Source organism: Alicycliphilus denitrificans (assembly GCF_044792555.1).
In the GTDB taxonomy this organism is placed as follows: domain Bacteria; phylum Pseudomonadota; class Gammaproteobacteria; order Burkholderiales; family Burkholderiaceae_C; genus Alicycliphilus; species Alicycliphilus denitrificans_A.
This window is the reverse complement of the sequence record NZ_CP126238.1, coordinates 36,338-53,487: the sequence shown is the minus strand read 5'-3', so window position 1 is coordinate 53,487 and position 17,150 is coordinate 36,338. Positions and strand designations below refer to the sequence as shown.

Annotated in this window: 19 protein-coding genes; 9 read left to right on the top strand and 10 right to left on the bottom strand. The window is 67.4% G+C overall.

Going from position 1 to position 17,150, the window contains the following annotated elements:
• The first annotated feature begins 5 nt into the window (after positions 1–5).
• The 3 genes from P7644_RS00260 to ubiA all read left to right on the top strand — a co-directional run bounded on the left by P7644_RS00260 (position 6) and on the right by ubiA (position 2,694).
• Positions 6–971 (top strand): LysR substrate-binding domain-containing protein, encoded by a 966-nt coding sequence (locus P7644_RS00260; RefSeq protein ID WP_404301007.1) that lies wholly within the window; start codon positions 6–8, stop codon positions 969–971.
• A 256-nt stretch (positions 972–1,227) separates the two neighbouring features.
• Positions 1,228–1,767: a Dps family protein gene (locus P7644_RS00255; RefSeq protein ID WP_404301006.1), complete on the top strand. Its 540-nt coding sequence runs from the start codon at positions 1,228–1,230 to the stop codon at positions 1,765–1,767.
• Positions 1,768–1,824: 57 nt separating this feature from the next.
• Positions 1,825–2,694 carry a 4-hydroxybenzoate octaprenyltransferase gene (ubiA, locus tag P7644_RS00250; RefSeq protein WP_404301005.1) on the top strand — a complete coding sequence of 290 codons (870 nt, stop codon included), beginning with the start codon at positions 1,825–1,827 and terminating at the stop codon, positions 2,692–2,694.
• Between the two features lie 183 nt (positions 2,695–2,877).
• Here the strand turns inward: ubiA and P7644_RS00245 are convergent, their stop codons facing one another.
• From P7644_RS00245 to def, 9 genes are all read right to left on the bottom strand, one after another.
• Complete coding sequence (locus P7644_RS00245) at positions 2,878–3,384, bottom strand: hypothetical protein (protein ID WP_404301004.1); 507 nt, start codon at positions 3,382–3,384, stop codon at positions 2,878–2,880.
• 230 nt (positions 3,385–3,614) lie between these two features.
• Positions 3,615–4,169 (bottom strand): FlgO family outer membrane protein, encoded by a 555-nt coding sequence (locus tag P7644_RS00240; protein WP_404301003.1) that lies wholly within the window; start codon positions 4,167–4,169, stop codon positions 3,615–3,617.
• Entirely contained in the window at positions 4,166–4,852 is a 687-nt protein-coding gene (locus P7644_RS00235) for a hypothetical protein (RefSeq protein ID WP_404301001.1), read from the bottom strand. Before P7644_RS00235 ends, P7644_RS00240 begins: the two co-directional genes overlap by 4 nt.
• A gap of 169 nt (positions 4,853–5,021) precedes the next feature.
• Positions 5,022–6,215, bottom strand: coding sequence for a phosphoglycerate kinase (locus P7644_RS00230; RefSeq protein ID WP_404301000.1), 1,194 nt, complete (start codon positions 6,213–6,215; stop codon positions 5,022–5,024).
• A gap of 70 nt (positions 6,216–6,285) precedes the next feature.
• A complete protein-coding gene (locus P7644_RS00225) occupies positions 6,286–6,621 on the bottom strand; it encodes an AzlD domain-containing protein (protein WP_404300999.1) in 336 nt (111 codons plus the stop codon).
• Positions 6,618–7,367 (bottom strand): AzlC family ABC transporter permease, encoded by a 750-nt coding sequence (locus P7644_RS00220; RefSeq protein ID WP_404300998.1) that lies wholly within the window; start codon positions 7,365–7,367, stop codon positions 6,618–6,620. The genes P7644_RS00225 and P7644_RS00220 overlap by 4 nt, the downstream gene beginning before the upstream one ends.
• Positions 7,364–8,410: a methionyl-tRNA formyltransferase gene (locus P7644_RS00215; RefSeq protein ID WP_404300997.1), complete on the bottom strand. Its 1,047-nt coding sequence runs from the start codon at positions 8,408–8,410 to the stop codon at positions 7,364–7,366. Before P7644_RS00215 ends, P7644_RS00220 begins: the two co-directional genes overlap by 4 nt.
• A 12-nt stretch (positions 8,411–8,422) precedes the next feature.
• Positions 8,423–8,905 (bottom strand): hypothetical protein, encoded by a 483-nt coding sequence (locus tag P7644_RS00210; protein WP_404300996.1) that lies wholly within the window; start codon positions 8,903–8,905, stop codon positions 8,423–8,425.
• Entirely contained in the window at positions 8,902–9,414 is a 513-nt protein-coding gene (gene def, locus P7644_RS00205; protein WP_404300995.1) for a peptide deformylase, read from the bottom strand. The genes P7644_RS00210 and def overlap by 4 nt, the downstream gene beginning before the upstream one ends.
• A gap of 181 nt (positions 9,415–9,595) precedes the next feature.
• Between def and P7644_RS00200 the strand changes: the two genes are divergently transcribed.
• Both P7644_RS00200 and dprA read left to right on the top strand, forming a co-directional pair.
• Positions 9,596–10,816, top strand: a complete 1,221-nt coding sequence (locus P7644_RS00200) for a LysM peptidoglycan-binding domain-containing protein (protein ID WP_404300994.1) — start codon at positions 9,596–9,598, stop codon at positions 10,814–10,816.
• A gap of 37 nt (positions 10,817–10,853) precedes the next feature.
• Positions 10,854–11,999, top strand: coding sequence for a DNA-processing protein DprA (dprA, locus tag P7644_RS00195; RefSeq protein ID WP_404300993.1), 1,146 nt, complete (start codon positions 10,854–10,856; stop codon positions 11,997–11,999).
• 106 nt (positions 12,000–12,105) lie between these two features.
• Here dprA and argC read toward each other — a convergent pair whose 3' ends face one another.
• On the bottom strand, positions 12,106–13,038 hold the full coding sequence (gene argC / locus P7644_RS00190) for an N-acetyl-gamma-glutamyl-phosphate reductase (protein ID WP_404300992.1): 933 nt from the start codon (positions 13,036–13,038) through the stop codon (positions 12,106–12,108).
• Between the two features lie 174 nt (positions 13,039–13,212).
• Between argC and sucC the strand changes: the two genes are divergently transcribed.
• From sucC to P7644_RS00170, 4 genes are all read left to right on the top strand, one after another.
• Positions 13,213–14,373 carry an ADP-forming succinate--CoA ligase subunit beta gene (gene sucC, locus P7644_RS00185; protein WP_404300991.1) on the top strand — a complete coding sequence of 387 codons (1,161 nt, stop codon included), beginning with the start codon at positions 13,213–13,215 and terminating at the stop codon, positions 14,371–14,373.
• A 17-nt stretch (positions 14,374–14,390) separates the two neighbouring features.
• The gene (sucD, locus tag P7644_RS00180; RefSeq protein WP_404300990.1) at positions 14,391–15,284 is read left to right on the top strand and encodes a succinate--CoA ligase subunit alpha; all 894 of its coding nucleotides are present in this window, start codon (positions 14,391–14,393) and stop codon (positions 15,282–15,284) included.
• A gap of 305 nt (positions 15,285–15,589) precedes the next feature.
• A complete protein-coding gene (locus P7644_RS00175) occupies positions 15,590–16,396 on the top strand; it encodes a Stp1/IreP family PP2C-type Ser/Thr phosphatase (protein WP_404300989.1) in 807 nt (268 codons plus the stop codon).
• A 56-nt stretch (positions 16,397–16,452) separates the two neighbouring features.
• Entirely contained in the window at positions 16,453–17,121 is a 669-nt protein-coding gene (locus P7644_RS00170) for an FHA domain-containing protein (RefSeq protein WP_404300988.1), read from the top strand.
• Positions 17,122–17,150 lie beyond the last annotated feature (29 nt).

Below are 17,150 nucleotides of genomic sequence, written 5' to 3'. Positions count from 1 at the left end.
GTCACATGACCCTTACCGAACTCAAATACATCGTCGCCGTCGCGCGCGAAAAGCATTTTGGCCGTGCCGCCGAGGCCTGCTATGTCTCGCAGCCCACGCTGTCCGTGGCGGTGAAAAAACTCGAGGACGAGCTCGAGGTCAAGCTGTTCGAGCGCAGCGCGGGCGATGTCAGCGTGACGCCGCTGGGCGAGGAGATCGTGCGCCAGGCGCAAAGCGTGCTGGAGCAGGCGGCCGAGATCAAGGAGATCGCCAAGCGCGGCAAGGATCCGCTGGCCGGGCCGCTCACCTTGGGCGTGATCTACACCATAGGCCCCTACCTGCTGCCCGAGCTGGTGCGCCAGTCCATCTCGCGCACGCCGCAGATGCCGCTGATGCTGCAGGAGAACTTCACCGTGCGGCTGCTGGAGATGCTGCGCACCGGCGAGATCGACTGCGCCATCCTGGCCGAGCCGTTTCCCGACACCGGACTGGCCATTGCGCCGCTGTACGACGAGCCCTTCATGGCCGCCGTGCCCGCCAGCCATGCGCTGGCCGGGCGCGAGTCGGTGTCGGCCATGGAGCTCAAGAACGAGACCATGCTGCTGCTGGGCGCGGGCCACTGCTTTCGCGACCATGTGCTCGAAGTCTGCCCCGAGTTCGCGCGCTATGCGAGCAATGCCGAGGGCATACGCCGTACCTTCGAGGGCAGTTCGCTGGAGACCATCAAGCACATGGTCTCGGCCGGCATGGGCGTGACCCTGGTGCCGCGCCTGTCGGTGCCGCGCGATGCGCTGCATACGGGCGTGCGCCGGCGCAAGAGCGACGACGCGCATATCCGCTACCTGCCGGTGGTCGAGAGCGACGGCAGCGCCCCGCCCATGCGCCGCGTGGTGCTTGCCTGGCGGCGCAGCTTCACGCGCTACGAGGCCATTGCCGCGCTGCGCAACGCCATCTATGCCTGCGAACTGCCGGGGGTCAAGCGCCTGAGCTGAGAGGCTGAAAGTCTTTCCCCTATGCCCGCCTTGCACGCCAAAACACCCCCGCTCATCGTTGCAAATGCTCGCCATAGCCCGAGCTATTGCACTGCGCTTATGCAGCTCGATCGGGTGCGTTTTGACGCGCCTTTCGGGCACGAGGGAAAAACTCTCAGCCTCTGACCGCGCCTGCTATGTCCGCGATTGCCACAAGTCATGGCGCGGCCGTGGCACTGCGCTACAGTTCTTGTCAGTCAACCAAGGAGAACGCACCATGGCCAAAGCCGCGAAAACCACCAAGTCCGTGAAGACTCCAGCCGCCGCACAGGGGGTTGCCGCCCCTGGCATCCACATCGGCATTGGCGACAAGGACCGCGCCGCCATCGCCCAGGGCCTGTCGCGCCTGCTGGCCGACACCTATACGCTGTACCTGACGACGCACAACTTCCACTGGAACGTGACCGGACCGATGTTCAACACGCTGCACACCATGTTCATGGGGCAGTACACCGAGCTGTGGAATGCGGTGGACCCGATCGCCGAGCGCATCCGCGCGCTGGGCCATATGGCGCCGGGCTCGTATGGCGCCTTCGGCAAGCTCACGTCGCTTCAGGACGCGCCCGCCGATCCGCCCAAGGCATTGGAGATGGTGCGCATCCTGGTGCTGGGCCACGAGGCAGTGGCACGCACCGCGCGCGAGCTCTTCCCCCTGGCCGACAAGGCCTGCGACGAGCCCACCGCCGACCTGCTGACCCAGCGCATGACGGTGCATGAGCAGACCGCCTGGATGTTGCGTTCTTTGCTAGAAGATTAATAGCTTTTGGCGCTTTATCCACAAGGGCTTCGGCCCTTTTTTGCTTTTTTCTTGCCCATGTCCTCCGCACCGCGCAGCCGCCTCTCGCTCTACCTTGACCTGATCCGCTTCAACCGTCCCGCCGGCTGGCTGGTGCTGCTCTGGCCCACGCTGGTGGCGCTGTGGGTGGCGGCCGATGGCTTTCCCGGCTGGCACCTGCTGCTGGTGTTCGTGGCCGGCACGGTGCTGATGAGGAGCGCCGGCTGCTGCATCAACGACATTGCCGACCGCGACTTCGACCGCCATGTGAAGCGCACCACGGCGCGCCCCATCACCAGCGGCCAGGTCGGCGTGAAGGAAGCGGCCCTGGTCGGCGCGGCTCTGGCGCTGCTGTCCTTGGCGCTGGTGCTGAGCACGCGCCGGGAGGCCGTGGCCTGGTCCGTGCCGGCCGTGGTGTTCACCATCCTCTACCCGTTCACCAAGCGGTTCTTCGCCATGCCGCAGGCCTTCCTGGGCATTGCCTTCAACTTCGGCATCGTCATCGCCTTTGCCGCCGTGACGGGCAGCGTGCCGGGTGAGGCCTGGGCGCTGTGGCTGGCGAACATGTTCCTGGTGCTGGCCTACGACACCGAATACGCCATGGTGGACCGCGACGATGACCTGAAGATCGGCATGAAGACCTCGGCCATCACCCTGGGGCGGTGGGACGTGGCGGCCATCATGCTGTTTTTTGCCGCCTGCCTGGCGCTCACGGCCTGGGTGCTGGCGCCCCTTGGCCTGGGCTGGCCGCTGTGGCTGGGGCTGGGCGCGGCGGCGCTGCAGGTGGCATGGCACTACCGGCTGATCCGCGGGCGCACGCGCGAGGGCTGCTTTGCCGCCTTCAGCAAGAGCCACTGGATCGGCGTGGCGCTCTTTGCCGGCGTGGCTTTGGGATTCGCACTGCGCTAAACCTAGACTGAAGTTCCCCCATCCAAATTACGAACTTCTCCTTGCGCCACAAGTACTTAGCGCCAGTTGAGGGTTCCGTTTTCTGTCTACACCGGCATCTGCCGGATCAACTCCAGCGCACGCTGCTGCGTGGCATTGGGCGTGGTGAGCACCTCAAAGCTCGGCGCCTGGGCCCCGGCACCATCACCATCCATCACGGCTGTAGCCGAGCCTGGCCAGGGGGCAGCAACTGCCCTCCACATAGCTCGAAGACAGGTCGTAGAGCACCAAGGAGCCTTCACCCAGGTGGCGGCGGCTGAGCTTCTTCTGGATGCTGTCCTGGCGCTCGAGCAGCCAATTCATGGCCAGCACCAGATCGCGCTCGCGGCAGGGTTTGGCGGCCACAAGCGAGGCAAAGTCCAGGCGCTGCATGACCAGGCTGATGGCTTGCACATGGCCGTGGGAGCGCGAAGCGGTGATCTCAAAGGCCTGGCCCAGCGGCACAAAGGTCTCGCCCTGCAGCGAGCGGCGGATGAGGTCGATGAACTCCTCGGGCAGGTGCGAGAGATTGCCCAGGGTCTCGTTCTTGACGACGCCATCCTCGCGGTAGCTGCGCCGCAGCAGGTGGGTGCGGCAGACCCGATCCTTGTACTTGCGTGTCGTGGTGACGACGTGGGCTGTTCCGGTGCGAGCAGGCCTTACCGAATGCATAGGCGATAACTCGCCTGCATGCAAGCGGTTTTAGTGACTACAAAATGCCGTTAATTCATGAGACTGAAAAGCTATATTTCTCAGGCGTGACAACGACTTGCGAACACATTGGTAACGACAGGGTGAGGGGGGACTTCAGTCTAACGCTTGACTGCAAAGCGCCGGGTGCTCATTTTTATATGGCAAAAGGCCGCCGACGCATCAGGTCGGCGGCCCTGTGGGGAGATGCCTTAGCGCGGCTGGACCAGCAGGCGTTGCACGTCGCGGTCGTTGGGCAGGGCGTAGTCGTGGCCGCGGATGATGCGGCTGTCCTCGGTGCGCACCAGCTTCATGCTCACATAGGTGAAGTTGGCGGCGGGCGAATAGGTGCCCACCAGCACCATCGAGGCATTGTGGTGGCGCGCGATGTCCTTGATCTCGCGCGACAGCAGCAGCTCGCCGGCGCCTTCCTTGACGAACACATCGCCACGCAGCTTGATCTCCTTGACGTCGAAGCCGAGAGCCGCCATGTGGTTGGCATATTGCTCGGACAGCGTGCGCCCCAGCGGCGCGGAGCGGCTCAGGTCGTTCACGTTGACCACCGTGGCCACCAGCGCCGGGCCGGGGCCGGTGGCGGCCACGTCCAGGCCGGCCACCAGGCGGCCCACGGCGTCACGGCTGCTTTGCAGCAGCGGGGCGTTGGCGGCTTCCTGGTAGGTGGGCTCGGCGCGCAGCTGGGTGGCCTGTTGGGCGCAGCCCGCGACGGACAGGGCGGATACGAGAGCCAGGGCGAGAGCGCGCTTCATTGCGAAACCACCTTCAGGTTGACGGCGCGGTAATGCGCGGGGCGCAGGAACAGCGGCGCGTCTGCGTTCTCGAGGTAGTACACGTCGGTCTTGCGCGCCACGTACTGGCCGGCGCGCGTCACGGTGGTGGTGAGGATCAGCTCGGTGTTCGTCGGGCCGCCGGAATGGATGCTGTTGGCGTAGTCCAGGGCCGTGGTCAGGCCCAGCGTCGCCAGCAGCTTGGCATCCACATGTTCGTGGCGCAGACCATAGGCGGCCATCACGCCGGCGGCCAGCAGGGTGAACTGGCCCGGGATGAAATGCGGCCGGTCGCTGTTATGGCGCACCAGCTGGGTGTTGTAGCTCACTTCCAGCACCGCGCCGGGATTCTGCTGCACGGTGGCGCCGCCCTGCACCAGCTCGGTGATCAGGAAGTCGCGAAAGCCCAGGTCGAAGGCGCTCGGCTGCGCCGGGGCGGCCACATGCAGCGCCGTGCTGGGGGCGTAGCCGGCCTTTTCCAGCGTGGCGCGGGTTTGCGCCGCCACGTCGCGCGACAGCAGTTCCCAATGGCCGGCCGAGCGCACCTTGTACTGGCTGGTCAGTTCAAAGTTTTGCGCCAGCGGTATCGGTGCACTGCCACAGCCGGCCAGCACGAAGGCGGCGCCGGCCACCACGGCCCAGCCGAGTGTCTTGGTGAAAGACATGGTTCCCTCCTGAATTGGTGATGTATGCGGGACACGAAATTTCATATCTCACACATTTGGGAACGATTCTGGGTGAGGCAGGGGCCAAAAACAAGGAAAAGGTCGTTTTTGGCCGGCCCCGGGGCGCGATTGTGTTGTTTTGCCCGCAAGCGCCGCGCGCGCTGACGGGTCAGCCGGCGGCGCGTTTTTGCAGGATCTCGAACGCCGGCAGTTGCTTGCCCTCCAGCACCTCCAGGAAGGCGCCGCCGCCGGTGGAGATGTAGCCCACGTCCTTCTCGATGCCGTACTTGGCAATGGCGGCCAGCGTGTCGCCGCCGCCGGCGATGCTGAAGGCGCTGGACTCGGCGATGGCGCGCGCGATGGTTTCCGTGCCCTTGGCGAACTGGTCGAATTCGAACACGCCCACCGGGCCGTTCCAGACAATGGTGCCGGCGGCCTTGAGCTGCGCGGCCAGCCTGGCGGCGGTCTCGGGGCCGATGTCCAGGATCAGGTCGTCCTCGGCGACTTCGCTGGCCTTCTTCACGGTGGCCGGTGCGTCAAAGGCGAAGGCCTTGGCGGTGACCACGTCGGTGGGGATCGGCACCTCGGCGCCGCGCGCGGCCATGGCGGCGATCACGGCCTTGGCCTCAGCCACCAGGCCGGGTTCGGCCAGGCTCTTGCCGATCGGCAGGCCCGCGGCCAGCATGAAGGTGTTGGCGATGCCGCCGCCCACCACCAGGCCGTCCACATTCTTCGCCAGGCTTTGCAGGATGGTCAGCTTGGTGCTCACCTTGGAGCCGGCGACGATGGCCACGAGCGGGCGTTTCGGGTTCGCCAGGGCGGTTTGAATAGCGTCGATCTCGGCCGCCAGCAGCGGGCCGGCGCAGGCGGTCTTGGCGTATTCGGCGATGCCGTAGGTCGTGCCCTCGGCGCGGTGGGCGGTGCCGAAGGCGTCGTTCACGTAGATGTCGCACAGGGCGGCCATCTTCTGCGCCAGCGCGGGGCTGTTCTTCTTCTCGCCCTGGTTCACGCGGCAGTTCTCCAGCAGCACCACCTGGCCGAGCTGCACGCTCACGCCGTCGACCCAGCCGGCGATCAGCGGCACCTCGCGCCCCAGCAGCTCGGACAGGCGCCGGGCCACCGGCGCGAGCGAATCCTCGGGCTTGAACTCGCCCTCGGTCGGGCGCCCCAGGTGGCTGGTGACCATGACGGCGGCGCCGGCATCGAGCGCCATCTGGATGCAGGGCACGGAGGCGCGGATGCGCGTGTCCTCGGTGATGCGGCCGGCGTCGTCCTGCGGCACGTTCAGGTCGGCGCGGATGAACACGCGCTGGCCGCGGGCCTGGCCGTTGGCGCAAAGGTCGGAGAAGCGAAGGATGTGCATGGCGGGTCTGGTGAGGGGATGAAAATCGCGCCGCATTGTAGGCGGCGCGGTCAGCGTGTCGTAACTTGGCCTACCAGCCCAGGCCGATATGCAGCGGCAGGTAGACGGCCATGCCCACGAGGATGGTGCCCAGGATGCCGCGGCGCCAGAAGTAGTAGGCCGAGGCCGCGGCTGCGGCCGGCAGGCGCGCATCCTGCAGGGTCTGGATCAGCGCGCCCTGGCTCATGACCAGCTCGGGTGCGATCACGGCCGCCAGGGCTGCCAGCGGCGCGTATTTCAGGCCGCGGCGCAGCCAGTCGGGCATGGGCAGATCGCGCTCGGGGATCATGAAGAACGCGCGCGTGACCAGGGTGATCACTACCAGCCCCAGGGTGGCGATGATGGGCTCCAGCCATTCGCCGTTCATGTGTCGCTTCCCGCGGCGCGCGCGCGCGCGCGGCGCAGCGCCCGCTCACCCGCCTCCATCGCCAGGCCGGCCGTCACGGCCGCGGCAATCGCCACCAGGATGTTGAGCTTGAGCGGCAGCGCAAACGCGGCCACCGCCGCCGTGCAGGCCACGGCCGTGGCCAGCCAGCTGGCGCGGTCGCCCAGCATGGACAGCATGATGCCCAGCAGCGCCAGCACCCCGGCAAAACCCAGGCCCCAGGACAGCGGGATGGTGTTGGCCAGGATGATGCCGGCTATCGACGGCACCTGCCAGGCGAGCCAGTTGGTCGTGGCCGCGCCCCAGAAGTAGGGCAGCTGCTCGGGCCGTGGCTCGGGCCTGGGAAAGCGCTTCATGAAGGCCACGAAGATCACGTCGCCGCTGAAGAAGCCCAGCGCCAGCCGCTGGCGCCGCGGCAGGTGCGCGAAATAGCTGCGCCACATGCTGCTGAAGATGACGAAGCGCAGGTTCACGCAGGTGGCGGTGAGCCATATCACCCACAGCGGCGCGCCCGCCACCATCAGCGGCAGCACGGCCAGCTGCGCGCTGCCGGCGTACACGGTGAGCGACATGAGCAGCGCCAGCGGCGTGGACATGCCGCCCTTGACCATGGCCACGCCCGTGACCAGGCCCCAGGCGCCCACCCCCAGGCCGGCGCCCAGCATGTCGGCAGCGCCCTGGCGAAACGATGGATCGTGTAACTGGCTGCGCCAGGCCGGCAGGTTCATGCCCCCAGCACCATGCCGGGCGCCAGTGCAAAGCCGCGCAGGAACTGGCCGGCGGGCAGGCGCTTGCCGCCGGCGCGCTGCAGCACCGTCAGGCGCAGCACGCTGCCCGCGCCGCAGGCCACGCTGATGCCGTCGTCGGTTACAAGAAAAATCTGGCCGTTGCGCGCATCCAGCGGGCGCTGGCAGCTATCAATTTCACAGCCCCAGAGCTTGATGGCATCGGCGCCCAGCTGGGTACTGGCACCGGGGAAGGGGTCGAAGGCGCGCACGCGCCGGGCGATCACCTCGGCGCTCTGGCTCCAGTTGATCTGGCTTTCGGCCTTGTCTATCTTGTGCGCGTAGCTCACGCCCTCGGGCGGCTGTGACGTCGCCGTCAGGGCGCCGCGGGCGGCCAGCTCCAGCGCCTGCACGATCAGGCGGCCGCCGATCTGCGCCAGCCGGTCGTGCAGGCTGGCCGTGGTGTCAACGGGGGTGATGGCGGTGGGCTCCAGCAGCAGCATGGCCCCCGTGTCCAGGCCGGCGTCCATCTGCATGATGGTCACGCCGGTCTCCAGGTCGCCGGCCTCGATGGCGCGGTGGATCGGCGCCGCGCCGCGCCAGCGCGGCAGCAGGCTGGCGTGGATGTTCAGGCAGCCCAAACCCCGAGCCCCCACGCTCCCCGCTGCGCGTGGTTCGCTGCCCCCCAAGGGGGCCTTCGCGCCTTCGGGCGCCCGGGCGGCGCTCATGGCGTCCAGCACCCATTGCGGCAGGATCAGCCCATAGGCCGCCACCACCATCACGTCGGCCTGGGCGGCCTCGATGGCGGCCTTGGCGGCGGCCGCGTCCTCGGGGTACTTGCCGTCCAGGCGCAGGCTCAGCGGCTGGGCCACGGCAATGCCGTGCGCGAGCGCGCATTGCTTGACGGGCGAGGCCTGCAGCCGCATGCCGCGGCCGGCGGGGCGGTCGGGCTGGGTCAGCACCAGGGGCACGCTGTAGCCTGCGGCCAGCAGGGCCTCCAGGGCCACGCGCGCGAACTCGGGCGTGCCGGCAAAAATGACTTTCATGCGGATGGCAACTCAGTGATGGGGGTCCGGGGCGTCCAGGCGCTCGTCCGTGAACATCACGAGCCGCACCACGCCCGAGGGGTCGATGTGCACATGCGCCTGGCGCGGATTGCCATTGTCCAGGATGCGGTAGGTCCAGATGTCGCCATTGAAGCGCGCCACCTTCTCCACCAGCGCGGGCGGGCCGAACATGCGCCGCACGTCCTCCGTCCGGTCCACGCCATGGCGCAGCGCCTGGAAGCGCTCCAGCGTCAGTACCTGGGCGACGCGCACCAGGCGCTGGCCGGCGTCAAAGTCCATGTGGTAGACCTGCTGGCCCGCGGGCTGGCGGCTGTACAGCAGGCGCTGGCCGCCGCCGGGCAGGGCTTGAGTCAGCGTGGGCCGGCCCATGGCGCGCTCGATGTCAGCCAGGGGCGTGCCGGGCTTTTGCCACTCGGGCACGGCGCAGCCGGCCAGTCCCCAGGCCAGCAGCAAGCCAGCCGTGGCCCTGATCATGCGCGTGCGGCCTGTTTTTGCTGCTTCAGCAGCTTGGTCTTGATGCGGTTGCGCTTGAGCGGCGAGAGGTATTCCACGAACACCTTGCCCAGCAGGTGGTCCATTTCGTGCTGGATGCACACGGCCAGCAGGTCCTCGGCCTCGATCACGCGCGCCTGGCCATCGCGGTCCAGGGCGCGCACATGCACGGCCAACGCGCGCTCCACGCCGTCGTAGATGCCGGGCACGGACAGGCAGCCCTCGTCGCCCATGCGCGTCTCGGGGCTGGCCCAGGTGATCTCGGGGTTGATCAGCACCAGGGGCTGGTCGCGCTCCTCGGACACATCAAGGACCACGATGCGCTCGTGCACGTCCACCTGCGTGGCCGCCAGGCCTATGCCATTGGCGTCGTACATGGTGGCGAACATGTCGTCCACGATGGCGCGCACGCGCTCATCCACCAGCGCCACCGGTTGGGCGATCTTGTGCAGACGGGGGTCGGGGTAACAAAGAATCGGAAGAATTGCCATGACAGAGGGCTCAATATGTCGCTATTTTCGCCACTTTGGCCGAGCCATGCCGGCGTCGCCCGCAATAATCGTTGCTCAATAAAGGGCTAGGGCAGAGAATCTGAAGCCGTTTTAAGAGTATCTGCGGTAGTTTCTTTTGTAAAAAATTAACAATACCGCCAGCGAGAGGGGTTGTTTTTCAATGCATGACAAGAAAAACCATGTGGCGGCCTTGGCCCATGCCCGCGTGGGCGCGCTCGCGGCGCTGGCCTTCACGGCGACCCTGCTGGCGCCCGCGGCCCAGGCCCAGGGTTACCCCATCACGCCCCAGCAGCGCAGCACGGCGCAGCAGGTGGCCGCGCGCGGTGTGCCCCTGTCCGAACTCGCGCCCGATGCGCCCGACACCTATGTGATCAAGCGTGGCGACACGCTGTGGGGCATTTCCGGCATGTACCTGAAGCGCCCCTGGCGCTGGCCCGAGCTGTGGGGCATGAACCTGCAGGCGATCGCCAACCCGCACCTGATCTACCCGGGCCAGACCCTGTACCTGGAAAAGGCCGATGGCTTTGCGCGCCTGCGCACCAGCCCCGGCGGCGCCAGCGAGACCGTGCGCGTGTCGCCGCGCACGCGCTACGACAGCCTGGCGAGCACGGCGCTGCCGACGCTGAAGATGCATCTGATCGAGCCCTTCCTGGTGCAGCCCCTGGTGGTGGACGAGCTGGCGCTGGCGCAGGCGCCGCGCATCGTGGCCACGCGCGACGAGCGCGTGATCATGGCCAATGGCGACCGCGCCTATGTGCGCGGCCCGCAGGGCAGCCCGCTGGAGCTGGCGCCCGAGGTGCCGCGCCAGTACCGGGTGTTTCGCAACGCCGTGCCGCTGAAGGACCCGGACACCGGCGAGGTGCTGGGCTACGAGGCCCAGTACGTGGGCCGTGCCGAACTGGTGCGCGGCGAATCGCTGGAGCAATCGGCCGGCGCCAAGGGCGAGAGGGTGACGGAGATCGTGCCCGCCACGGTGGATCTGTCCGGCGTGAAGGAGGAGGCGCGCATCGGCGACCGTCTGCTGCCCGCGCCCGAACGCAGCTTCGTCAGCTACGCGCCGCACGCGCCGCAGACGCAGGTGCAGGCCAGCGTGGTGGCCATCTACGGCAGCGGCTCCGGCGCCAGCGCCGGGCAGAACCAGGTGATCAGCATCAACCGCGGCAGCGACGACGGCATGGAGGCCGGCCATGTGCTGCAACTGCGCACCCGGGGCCAGCGCCTCAAGGACAAGACCGACGAGGAGCGCGCCCTGATCCGCCTGCCCAGCGAGGCCAATGGCCTGGCCATGGTGTTCCTGACCTTCGAGCGCGTCTCCTATGCGCTGATCCTGCAGGCGCAGCGCGGCGTGGGCGTGGGCGACCGGCTGGTCAATCCCGAATAGGCGGCGCTCATGGGCGGCGTGTTCTGACTGCCGGGCCATGGAGCGCGACGAACTCGCCGCCTGGCTGCGCCTCACCCTCACGCCCGGCGTGGGCAATGGCGCCGCGCGGCGCCTGCTGGCGGCCTTTGGCCTGCCGCCGGCCGTCTTTGCGCAACCGGAGGCGGCCTGGCGGTCCTGCGTGACGGCAGCCCAGGCGCGCGCCCTGGCCCGCGTGCCCGAGGAGCTGGAGGCCTTGCTGGAGAGCACCTGGCAGTGGTTGCAGGCCGATGCCGGGCCGGCGCATGCCATCGTCACCCTGGGCGACGCCGCCTATCCCCCGGCTCTGCTGGCCACCGAAGACCCGCCGCTGCTGCTGTACCTGCTGGGCGCGCCGCAGTTCGTGCATGCGCAGCCGTTCGCGCCGCCGCGCTGCCTGGCCATGGTGGGCAGCCGCAACCCCACGGCCCAGGGAGCTCAGCACGCGCGCCAGTTCGCGCAGGCCCTGCGCGCCGCGGGGCTGAGCATCGTCTCCGGCCTGGCCCTGGGCGTGGACGCCGCGGCGCATGAGGGTGCGCTGCAGGGTCCTCCGGACCCGGCCACGCCGGCGACCATCGCCGTCGTCGGCACCGGGCTGGATCGGGTCTATCCCAAGGCCAACCAGGAGCTGGCGCACCGCATCGCGCGCCACGGCTTGCTGGTCAGCGAATACCCGCTGGGCACGCCGCCGCTGCCGGCCAACTTTCCCAAGCGCAACCGCATCATCTCCGGCCTGTCGCAGGGCACGCTGGTGGTGGAGGCGGCGCTGCAGTCCGGCTCGCTGATCACCGCGCGCCTGGCGGCCGAGCAGGGGCGCGAGGTGTTCGCCATCCCCGGCTCCATCCACGCGCCGCAGTCGCGCGGCTGCCATGCGCTGCTGCGCCAGGGCGCGAAGCTGGTGGAGACGGCGCAGGACGTGCTGGAGGAGCTGCGCCTGCCCGCAGCCGCCACACAGGCCCCGGCGAGCGCTGCTGCAGCGCCCCCGGCCGCGCCCGCGCACCAGGAGGTGCTGGAGGCGCTCGGCTACGACCCCATGGGGCTGGATGCACTGGTGGCGCGTACCGGGCTGGATGCCGCCACGCTGCAGGTGCGGTTGCTGGAACTGGAGCTGGCAGGCCAGGTGGCGCGCCTGCCCGGCGGCTTGTTTCAGCGTGTGGGCAGTGCCTGATTCACTATGAAAAAATGAGCTTCTGACGCTATTTAGTAAACGAATTCAGGCAATTAATTGCCTGAAAACAATGCTTGGCAAGCGTCGGCAGCTATGGTTTTTGGGCCTACAGCCCCAGCATGAGCTTGAGGTTTTGCACCGCGGCGCCGCTCGCGCCCTTGCCCAGGTTGTCCAGGCGCGCCACCAGCACGGCGTGGCGGTAGGCCTCGTTGGCGAACACGCGCAGCTCCAGCCGGTTGCTGTCGTTCAGCGCCAGCGCGTCGAGCTTGCCGTCCTCGGTGGCGGGCAGCACCCTCACCCATTGCTCGGGCGTGTTGCTCCTGGAGTAGTGCGCGGCCAGCGCGTCGTGCAGGTCGGCGGCCTTCGGGCTGCCGGGCAGCAGGTCCAGGTGCAGTGGCAGCTGCACCAGCATGCCCTGGCGGAAGTTGCCCACCGCGGGGATGAAGATGGGCCGGCGCGTGAGGCCGGTGTAGCGCATGATCTCGGGCAGGTGCTTGTGCGCCAGGCCCAGCGCGTAGAGCTCGAACGGCGCCGCCTGGCCGCCCTCATAGGCCTCGATCATGCTGCGCCCGCCGCCCGAATAGCCGCTCACCGAGGGCAGGGCCAGCGGGTGGTCGGCCGGCACCAGGCCGGCATCGACCAGCGGGCGCAAGAGCGCAATCGCGCCCGTGGCATAGCAGCCGGGGTTGGCCACGCGCGTGGCGCTGCGCACGGCCTCGAACTGGCCCGCGGCCAGCTCGGGAAAGCCGAACACCCAGCCCGGCGCCGTGCGGTGCGCGGTGGAGGCGTCGATGATCTTGATGGCGCGGCCGGTCTCGGCGGTGATGGCATCCACCAGCGCCACGGTCTCGCGCGCGGCATCGTCGTGCAGGCACAGCACGACCAGGTCCACGCCGGCGATCAGCTCGCGCTTGGCGGCCGGGTCCTTGCGCCGCTCGGGGGCGATGCTGACCAGCTCGACCGCGGGCATGGCCTGCAAGCGTTCACGTATCTGCAGGCCGGTGGTGCCTGCCTCGCCATCAATAAAGACCTTGGACATCGAAGAGTTCCTGCAACGGCCGCCTGGAGGGCGCGGCACGGGTGTACGTTATCACCACAGTGATGGTGCATCGCAACATAATACAATCGCTGGCTGCCATTCTCGGGCAGGCGGAAATTTCCGCTTCCCGGCTGACGGGTACAAACACACCATCCTTCCCCTGAGAGAGACCTCATGAAGATTCACGAATACCAAGGCAAGGAAATCTTGCGCAGTTTCGGCGTGCCCGTCCCGCGTGGCATTCCCGCTTTCACGGTGCAAGAAGCCGTGGAAGCAGCACAAAAGCTCGGCGGCCCCGTGTGGGTCGTGAAGGCCCAGATCCACGCCGGCGGCCGTGGCAAGGGCGGCGGCGTGAAGGTCGCCAAGAGCATCGACGACGTGAAGGCCCTGGCCGGCCAGATCCTGGGCATGCAGCTGGTCACGCACCAGACCGGCCCTGAAGGTCAAAAAGTGCGCCGCCTGTACATCGAGGACGGCGCCGACATCAAGAACGAACTCTACGTCTCGCTGGTCACCGACCGCGCCACGCAGAAGGTCGCGCTGATCGCCTCCAGCGAAGGCGGCATGGACATCGAGGAAGTGGCGCACAGCACGCCCGAGAAGATCATCACCGAGATGATCGACCCCCTGACCGGCATCACGCCCGAGCAGTCGCGCAAGGTGGCGGCGGCCATCGGCCTGACGGGCGCTTCTATCGACCAGGCCGTGGACCTGTTCGCCAAGATCTACAAGTGCTACATGGACACGGACGCGTCGCTGGTCGAGATCAACCCGCTGAACTGCAACTCCAAGGGCGAGCTGATGGCCCTGGACGCGAAGTTCAACTTCGACGCCAACGCCCTGTTCCGCCACCCGGAGATCGTGGCCCTGCGCGATCTGGACGAGGAAGATCCGGCGGAAGTCGAGGCTTCCAAGTTCGACCTGGCCTACATCAGCCTGGACGGCAACATCGGCTGCCTGGTGAACGGCGCCGGCCTGGCCATGGCCACCATGGACACCATCAAGCTGTTCGGCGGCGAGCCGGCCAACTTCCTGGACGTGGGCGGCGGCGCCACGCCCGAGAAGGTCACCGAGGCCTTCAAGATCATGCTCAAGAACCCCAAGGTCAAGGGCATTCTGGTGAATATCTTCGGCGGCATCATGCGCTGCGACACCATCGCCACCGGCGTCATCACCGCCTGCAAGGCCGTGAACCTTTCCGTGCCGCTGGTCGTGCGCATGAAGGGCACGAACGAGGAGCTGGGCAAGAAGATGCTGGCCGAGTCCGGCCTGCCCATCATCAGTGCCGACACCATGGCCGAAGCGGCCACGAAGATCGTCGAAGCCGTCAAATAAGCCCTGGAGAGCACAACATGTCGATCTACATCAACAAAGACACGAAAGTCATCACCCAGGGCATCACCGGCAAGACCGGCCAGTTTCACACCGAGAAGTGCCAGGAATACGCCAACGGCAAGAACTGCTTCGTGGCCGGCGTGAACCCGAAGAAGGCCGGTGAGTCGATCTTCAATATCCCGATCTACGCCAGCGTCAAGGAGGCCGCCCAGCAGACCGGCGCCACCGTGAGTGTGATCTACGTGCCCCCGGCAGGTGCCGCCGCCGCCATCCTGGAGGCCGTCGAGGCCGACCTGGACCTGGCCATCTGCATCACCGAAGGCATCCCGGTGCGCGACATGCTGGAAGTGCGCAACAAGATGAAGGCCAAGGAAGCCGCCGGCGGCAAGCGCACCCTGCTGCTCGGCCCCAACTGCCCCGGCCTGATCACGCCCGACGAGATCAAGATCGGCATCATGCCCGGCCATATCCACAAGAAGGGCCGCATCGGCGTGGTCAGCCGCTCCGGCACGCTGACCTACGAGGCCGTGGCGCAGCTGACCGAGCTGGGCATCGGCCAGTCCTCGGCCGTGGGCATCGGTGGTGACCCGATCAACGGTCTGAAGCACATCGATGTGATGCGCGCCTTCAACGAGGATCCTGACACCGACGCCGTGATCATGATCGGCGAGATCGGCGGCCCCGACGAGGCCGAGGCCGCCCAGTGGTGCAAGGCGAACATGAAGAAGCCCGTGGTCGGCTTCATCGCGGGTGTGACGGCCCCTCCCGGCAAGCGCATGGGCCACGCCGGCGCCCTCATCTCGGGTGGCGCCGACACGGCCGATGCCAAGCTGGCCATCATGGAGGAGTGCGGGTTCAGGATTACGCGCAACCCCTCCGAGATGGGCCGCATCCTCAAGGGCCTGCTGTGATCGCGGGGCGCCCAGGAGTCTCCTGGGCGCCCGCTTGCGAGCCATGACGCATGCATGAGGGCTTGCCGCCCGCGGCGCCCAGGATTCCCCGAACGCCAGCCCGTGCATCAGGCTGGCGTTTTGCATCATGGCATGGGGCGCAAAAAAATCCCTTTTCCCCTCCCCAGGGGGCCGACCTCGGTCTATGATGCGCCCCTTGTGTAACATATTGCATCCGGTGGCAGCATGGTGGTCTTTGCGCAGACGCTCAGGGCAAGAAAGATCTTGCGTGTCGTCCCGCCACGTCACGGCTATTGGGGCGCTTCATGAAATCTGTGCCCGGCCTCAGTTATGAATTCTGCGCACTCACCGATACGGGACGCGTGCGCTCCAACAATGAAGATGCCGTTGCCATCCATAAGGAGGCCGGGCTGGTGATACTGGCCGATGGCATGGGGGGCTACAACGCCGGCGAGGTGGCCAGCGGCATGGCCATCAACGTCATAGGCAGCGAGCTGGCGCAATGGCTTGAAGAGGCGCCTGTCGATGTGCCCGTGGCCGAGGTGCGCAGCGCCTTGCAGGCCTGCGTGGACAACGCCAACCAGGCCATCTTTGGCGCGTCGCTGGCCAATGCGCAGTATCTGGGCATGGGCACCACGCTGGTCGTGGGTGTGCTGCGTGCGGGGCGCCTGATCCTGGGCCATGTCGGCGATTCACGCTGCTATCGCCTGCGCGCCGGCGAGCTGCGCCAGATCACGCGCGACCATTCCTGGTTGCAGGAGCAGATTGACCTGGGCCTGCTCACTCCCGCGCAGGCGGCGCTCTCGGGCAGGGGGAATCTGGTCACGCGCGCGCTCGGCGTGGATGCTTCGGTGCACATCGAAATCAACGAATTTGTCGTGCAGGCGCAGGACCTGTTCATCCTGTGTTCCGACGGTCTGACCGATATGGTCGGCGACGCTGACTTGGCCGGCTTGGCCCGCCTGCCCATCTCCCTGGCCGACAAGGCCCAGCGCATGGTCGCCATGGCCAACGCTTTGGGCGGGCGTGACAACATCAGCGTGCTGCTGGTTCAGGTGGGCGCGCCGGACAGGAGGCCTGGCCTGGTCTCGCGTCTGCTGGGTGCGCACTGAGCCGCTATATTGCTACCGTTATTTGCACAATCCGCGCACGCAGGGGGAAACAGATCATGCCGAGAATGGTCGTGGCTATCGATGGCGTCGTCATCAAGGAGGTCCTGCTGACGCAGGAGCGTACGACCATGGGCCGCCGACCATACAACGACGTGGTCATCGACAACCTGGCCGTCAGCGGCGAACACGCCGTGGTGGTGATGTCCGGCGACGATGTCGAGCTACAGGACCTGGGCAGTACCAACGGCACCTACGTCAACGGCAAGCCCATCAAGCGCCAGCTGCTGCGCAACGGCGATGTCGTGGAGATGGGCAGGTACCAGATCCGCTTTCTGCACGATGCTCCCATGTCTGGCTACGACAAGACCATGGTCTTTGCCAGCGGCATGCTGCCGCGCATCGCACCCGCGGCCGGCCCTGCCCCCGCATCTGCGCCTGCATCTACCCCTGCGCCTGCGGCCGCGGGTGCCGGCATCGTGCGCGTCGTCACAGGGCCTGCCGCCGGCCGTGAGGTGGCCCTCACCAAGGTGGTCACCACCATAGGCAAGCCTGGCGTGGCCGTGGCCTCCATCACCCGGCGCCACCACAGCTTCGTGCTGGCCCATGTGGACGGGGGGGAGTTCCCGCGCCTCAATGGCACGGCCATCGGCGCCACCCCCGTGCCCCTGAAAAACGGCGACCGCATCCTCCTGGCCGGGGCCGAGATGGAATTCGTGCAGGGTTGACGCGGCACCCGCTGAACCGGCAGTTGGCG

Bases quoted from the DNA above. Each gene is read 5' to 3' on its own strand.
- P7644_RS00225 (WP_404300999.1), bottom strand. From the start codon at position 6,621: ATGAACGGCGAATGGCTGGAGCCCATCATCGCCACCCTGGGGCTGGTA.
- P7644_RS00255 (WP_404301006.1), top strand. From the start codon at position 1,228: ATGGCCAAAGCCGCGAAAACCACCAAGTCCGTGAAGACTCCAGCCGCC.
- def (WP_404300995.1), bottom strand. From the start codon at position 9,414: ATGGCAATTCTTCCGATTCTTTGTTACCCCGACCCCCGTCTGCACAAG.
- P7644_RS00260 (WP_404301007.1), top strand. From the start codon at position 6: ATGACCCTTACCGAACTCAAATACATCGTCGCCGTCGCGCGCGAAAAG.
- P7644_RS00215 (WP_404300997.1), bottom strand. From the start codon at position 8,410: ATGAAAGTCATTTTTGCCGGCACGCCCGAGTTCGCGCGCGTGGCCCTG.
- sucD (WP_404300990.1), top strand. From the start codon at position 14,391: ATGTCGATCTACATCAACAAAGACACGAAAGTCATCACCCAGGGCATC.
- sucC (WP_404300991.1), top strand. From the start codon at position 13,213: ATGAAGATTCACGAATACCAAGGCAAGGAAATCTTGCGCAGTTTCGGC.
- P7644_RS00170 (WP_404300988.1), top strand. From the start codon at position 16,453: ATGCCGAGAATGGTCGTGGCTATCGATGGCGTCGTCATCAAGGAGGTC.
- argC (WP_404300992.1), bottom strand. From the start codon at position 13,038: ATGTCCAAGGTCTTTATTGATGGCGAGGCAGGCACCACCGGCCTGCAG.
- P7644_RS00210 (WP_404300996.1), bottom strand. From the start codon at position 8,905: ATGATCAGGGCCACGGCTGGCTTGCTGCTGGCCTGGGGACTGGCCGGC.
- P7644_RS00245 (WP_404301004.1), bottom strand. From the start codon at position 3,384: ATGCATTCGGTAAGGCCTGCTCGCACCGGAACAGCCCACGTCGTCACC.
- dprA (WP_404300993.1), top strand. From the start codon at position 10,854: ATGGAGCGCGACGAACTCGCCGCCTGGCTGCGCCTCACCCTCACGCCC.
- ubiA (WP_404301005.1), top strand. From the start codon at position 1,825: ATGTCCTCCGCACCGCGCAGCCGCCTCTCGCTCTACCTTGACCTGATC.
- P7644_RS00175 (WP_404300989.1), top strand. From the start codon at position 15,590: ATGAAATCTGTGCCCGGCCTCAGTTATGAATTCTGCGCACTCACCGAT.
- P7644_RS00235 (WP_404301001.1), bottom strand. From the start codon at position 4,852: ATGTCTTTCACCAAGACACTCGGCTGGGCCGTGGTGGCCGGCGCCGCC.
- P7644_RS00220 (WP_404300998.1), bottom strand. From the start codon at position 7,367: ATGAACCTGCCGGCCTGGCGCAGCCAGTTACACGATCCATCGTTTCGC.
- P7644_RS00230 (WP_404301000.1), bottom strand. From the start codon at position 6,215: ATGCACATCCTTCGCTTCTCCGACCTTTGCGCCAACGGCCAGGCCCGC.
- P7644_RS00200 (WP_404300994.1), top strand. From the start codon at position 9,596: ATGCATGACAAGAAAAACCATGTGGCGGCCTTGGCCCATGCCCGCGTG.
- P7644_RS00240 (WP_404301003.1), bottom strand. From the start codon at position 4,169: ATGAAGCGCGCTCTCGCCCTGGCTCTCGTATCCGCCCTGTCCGTCGCG.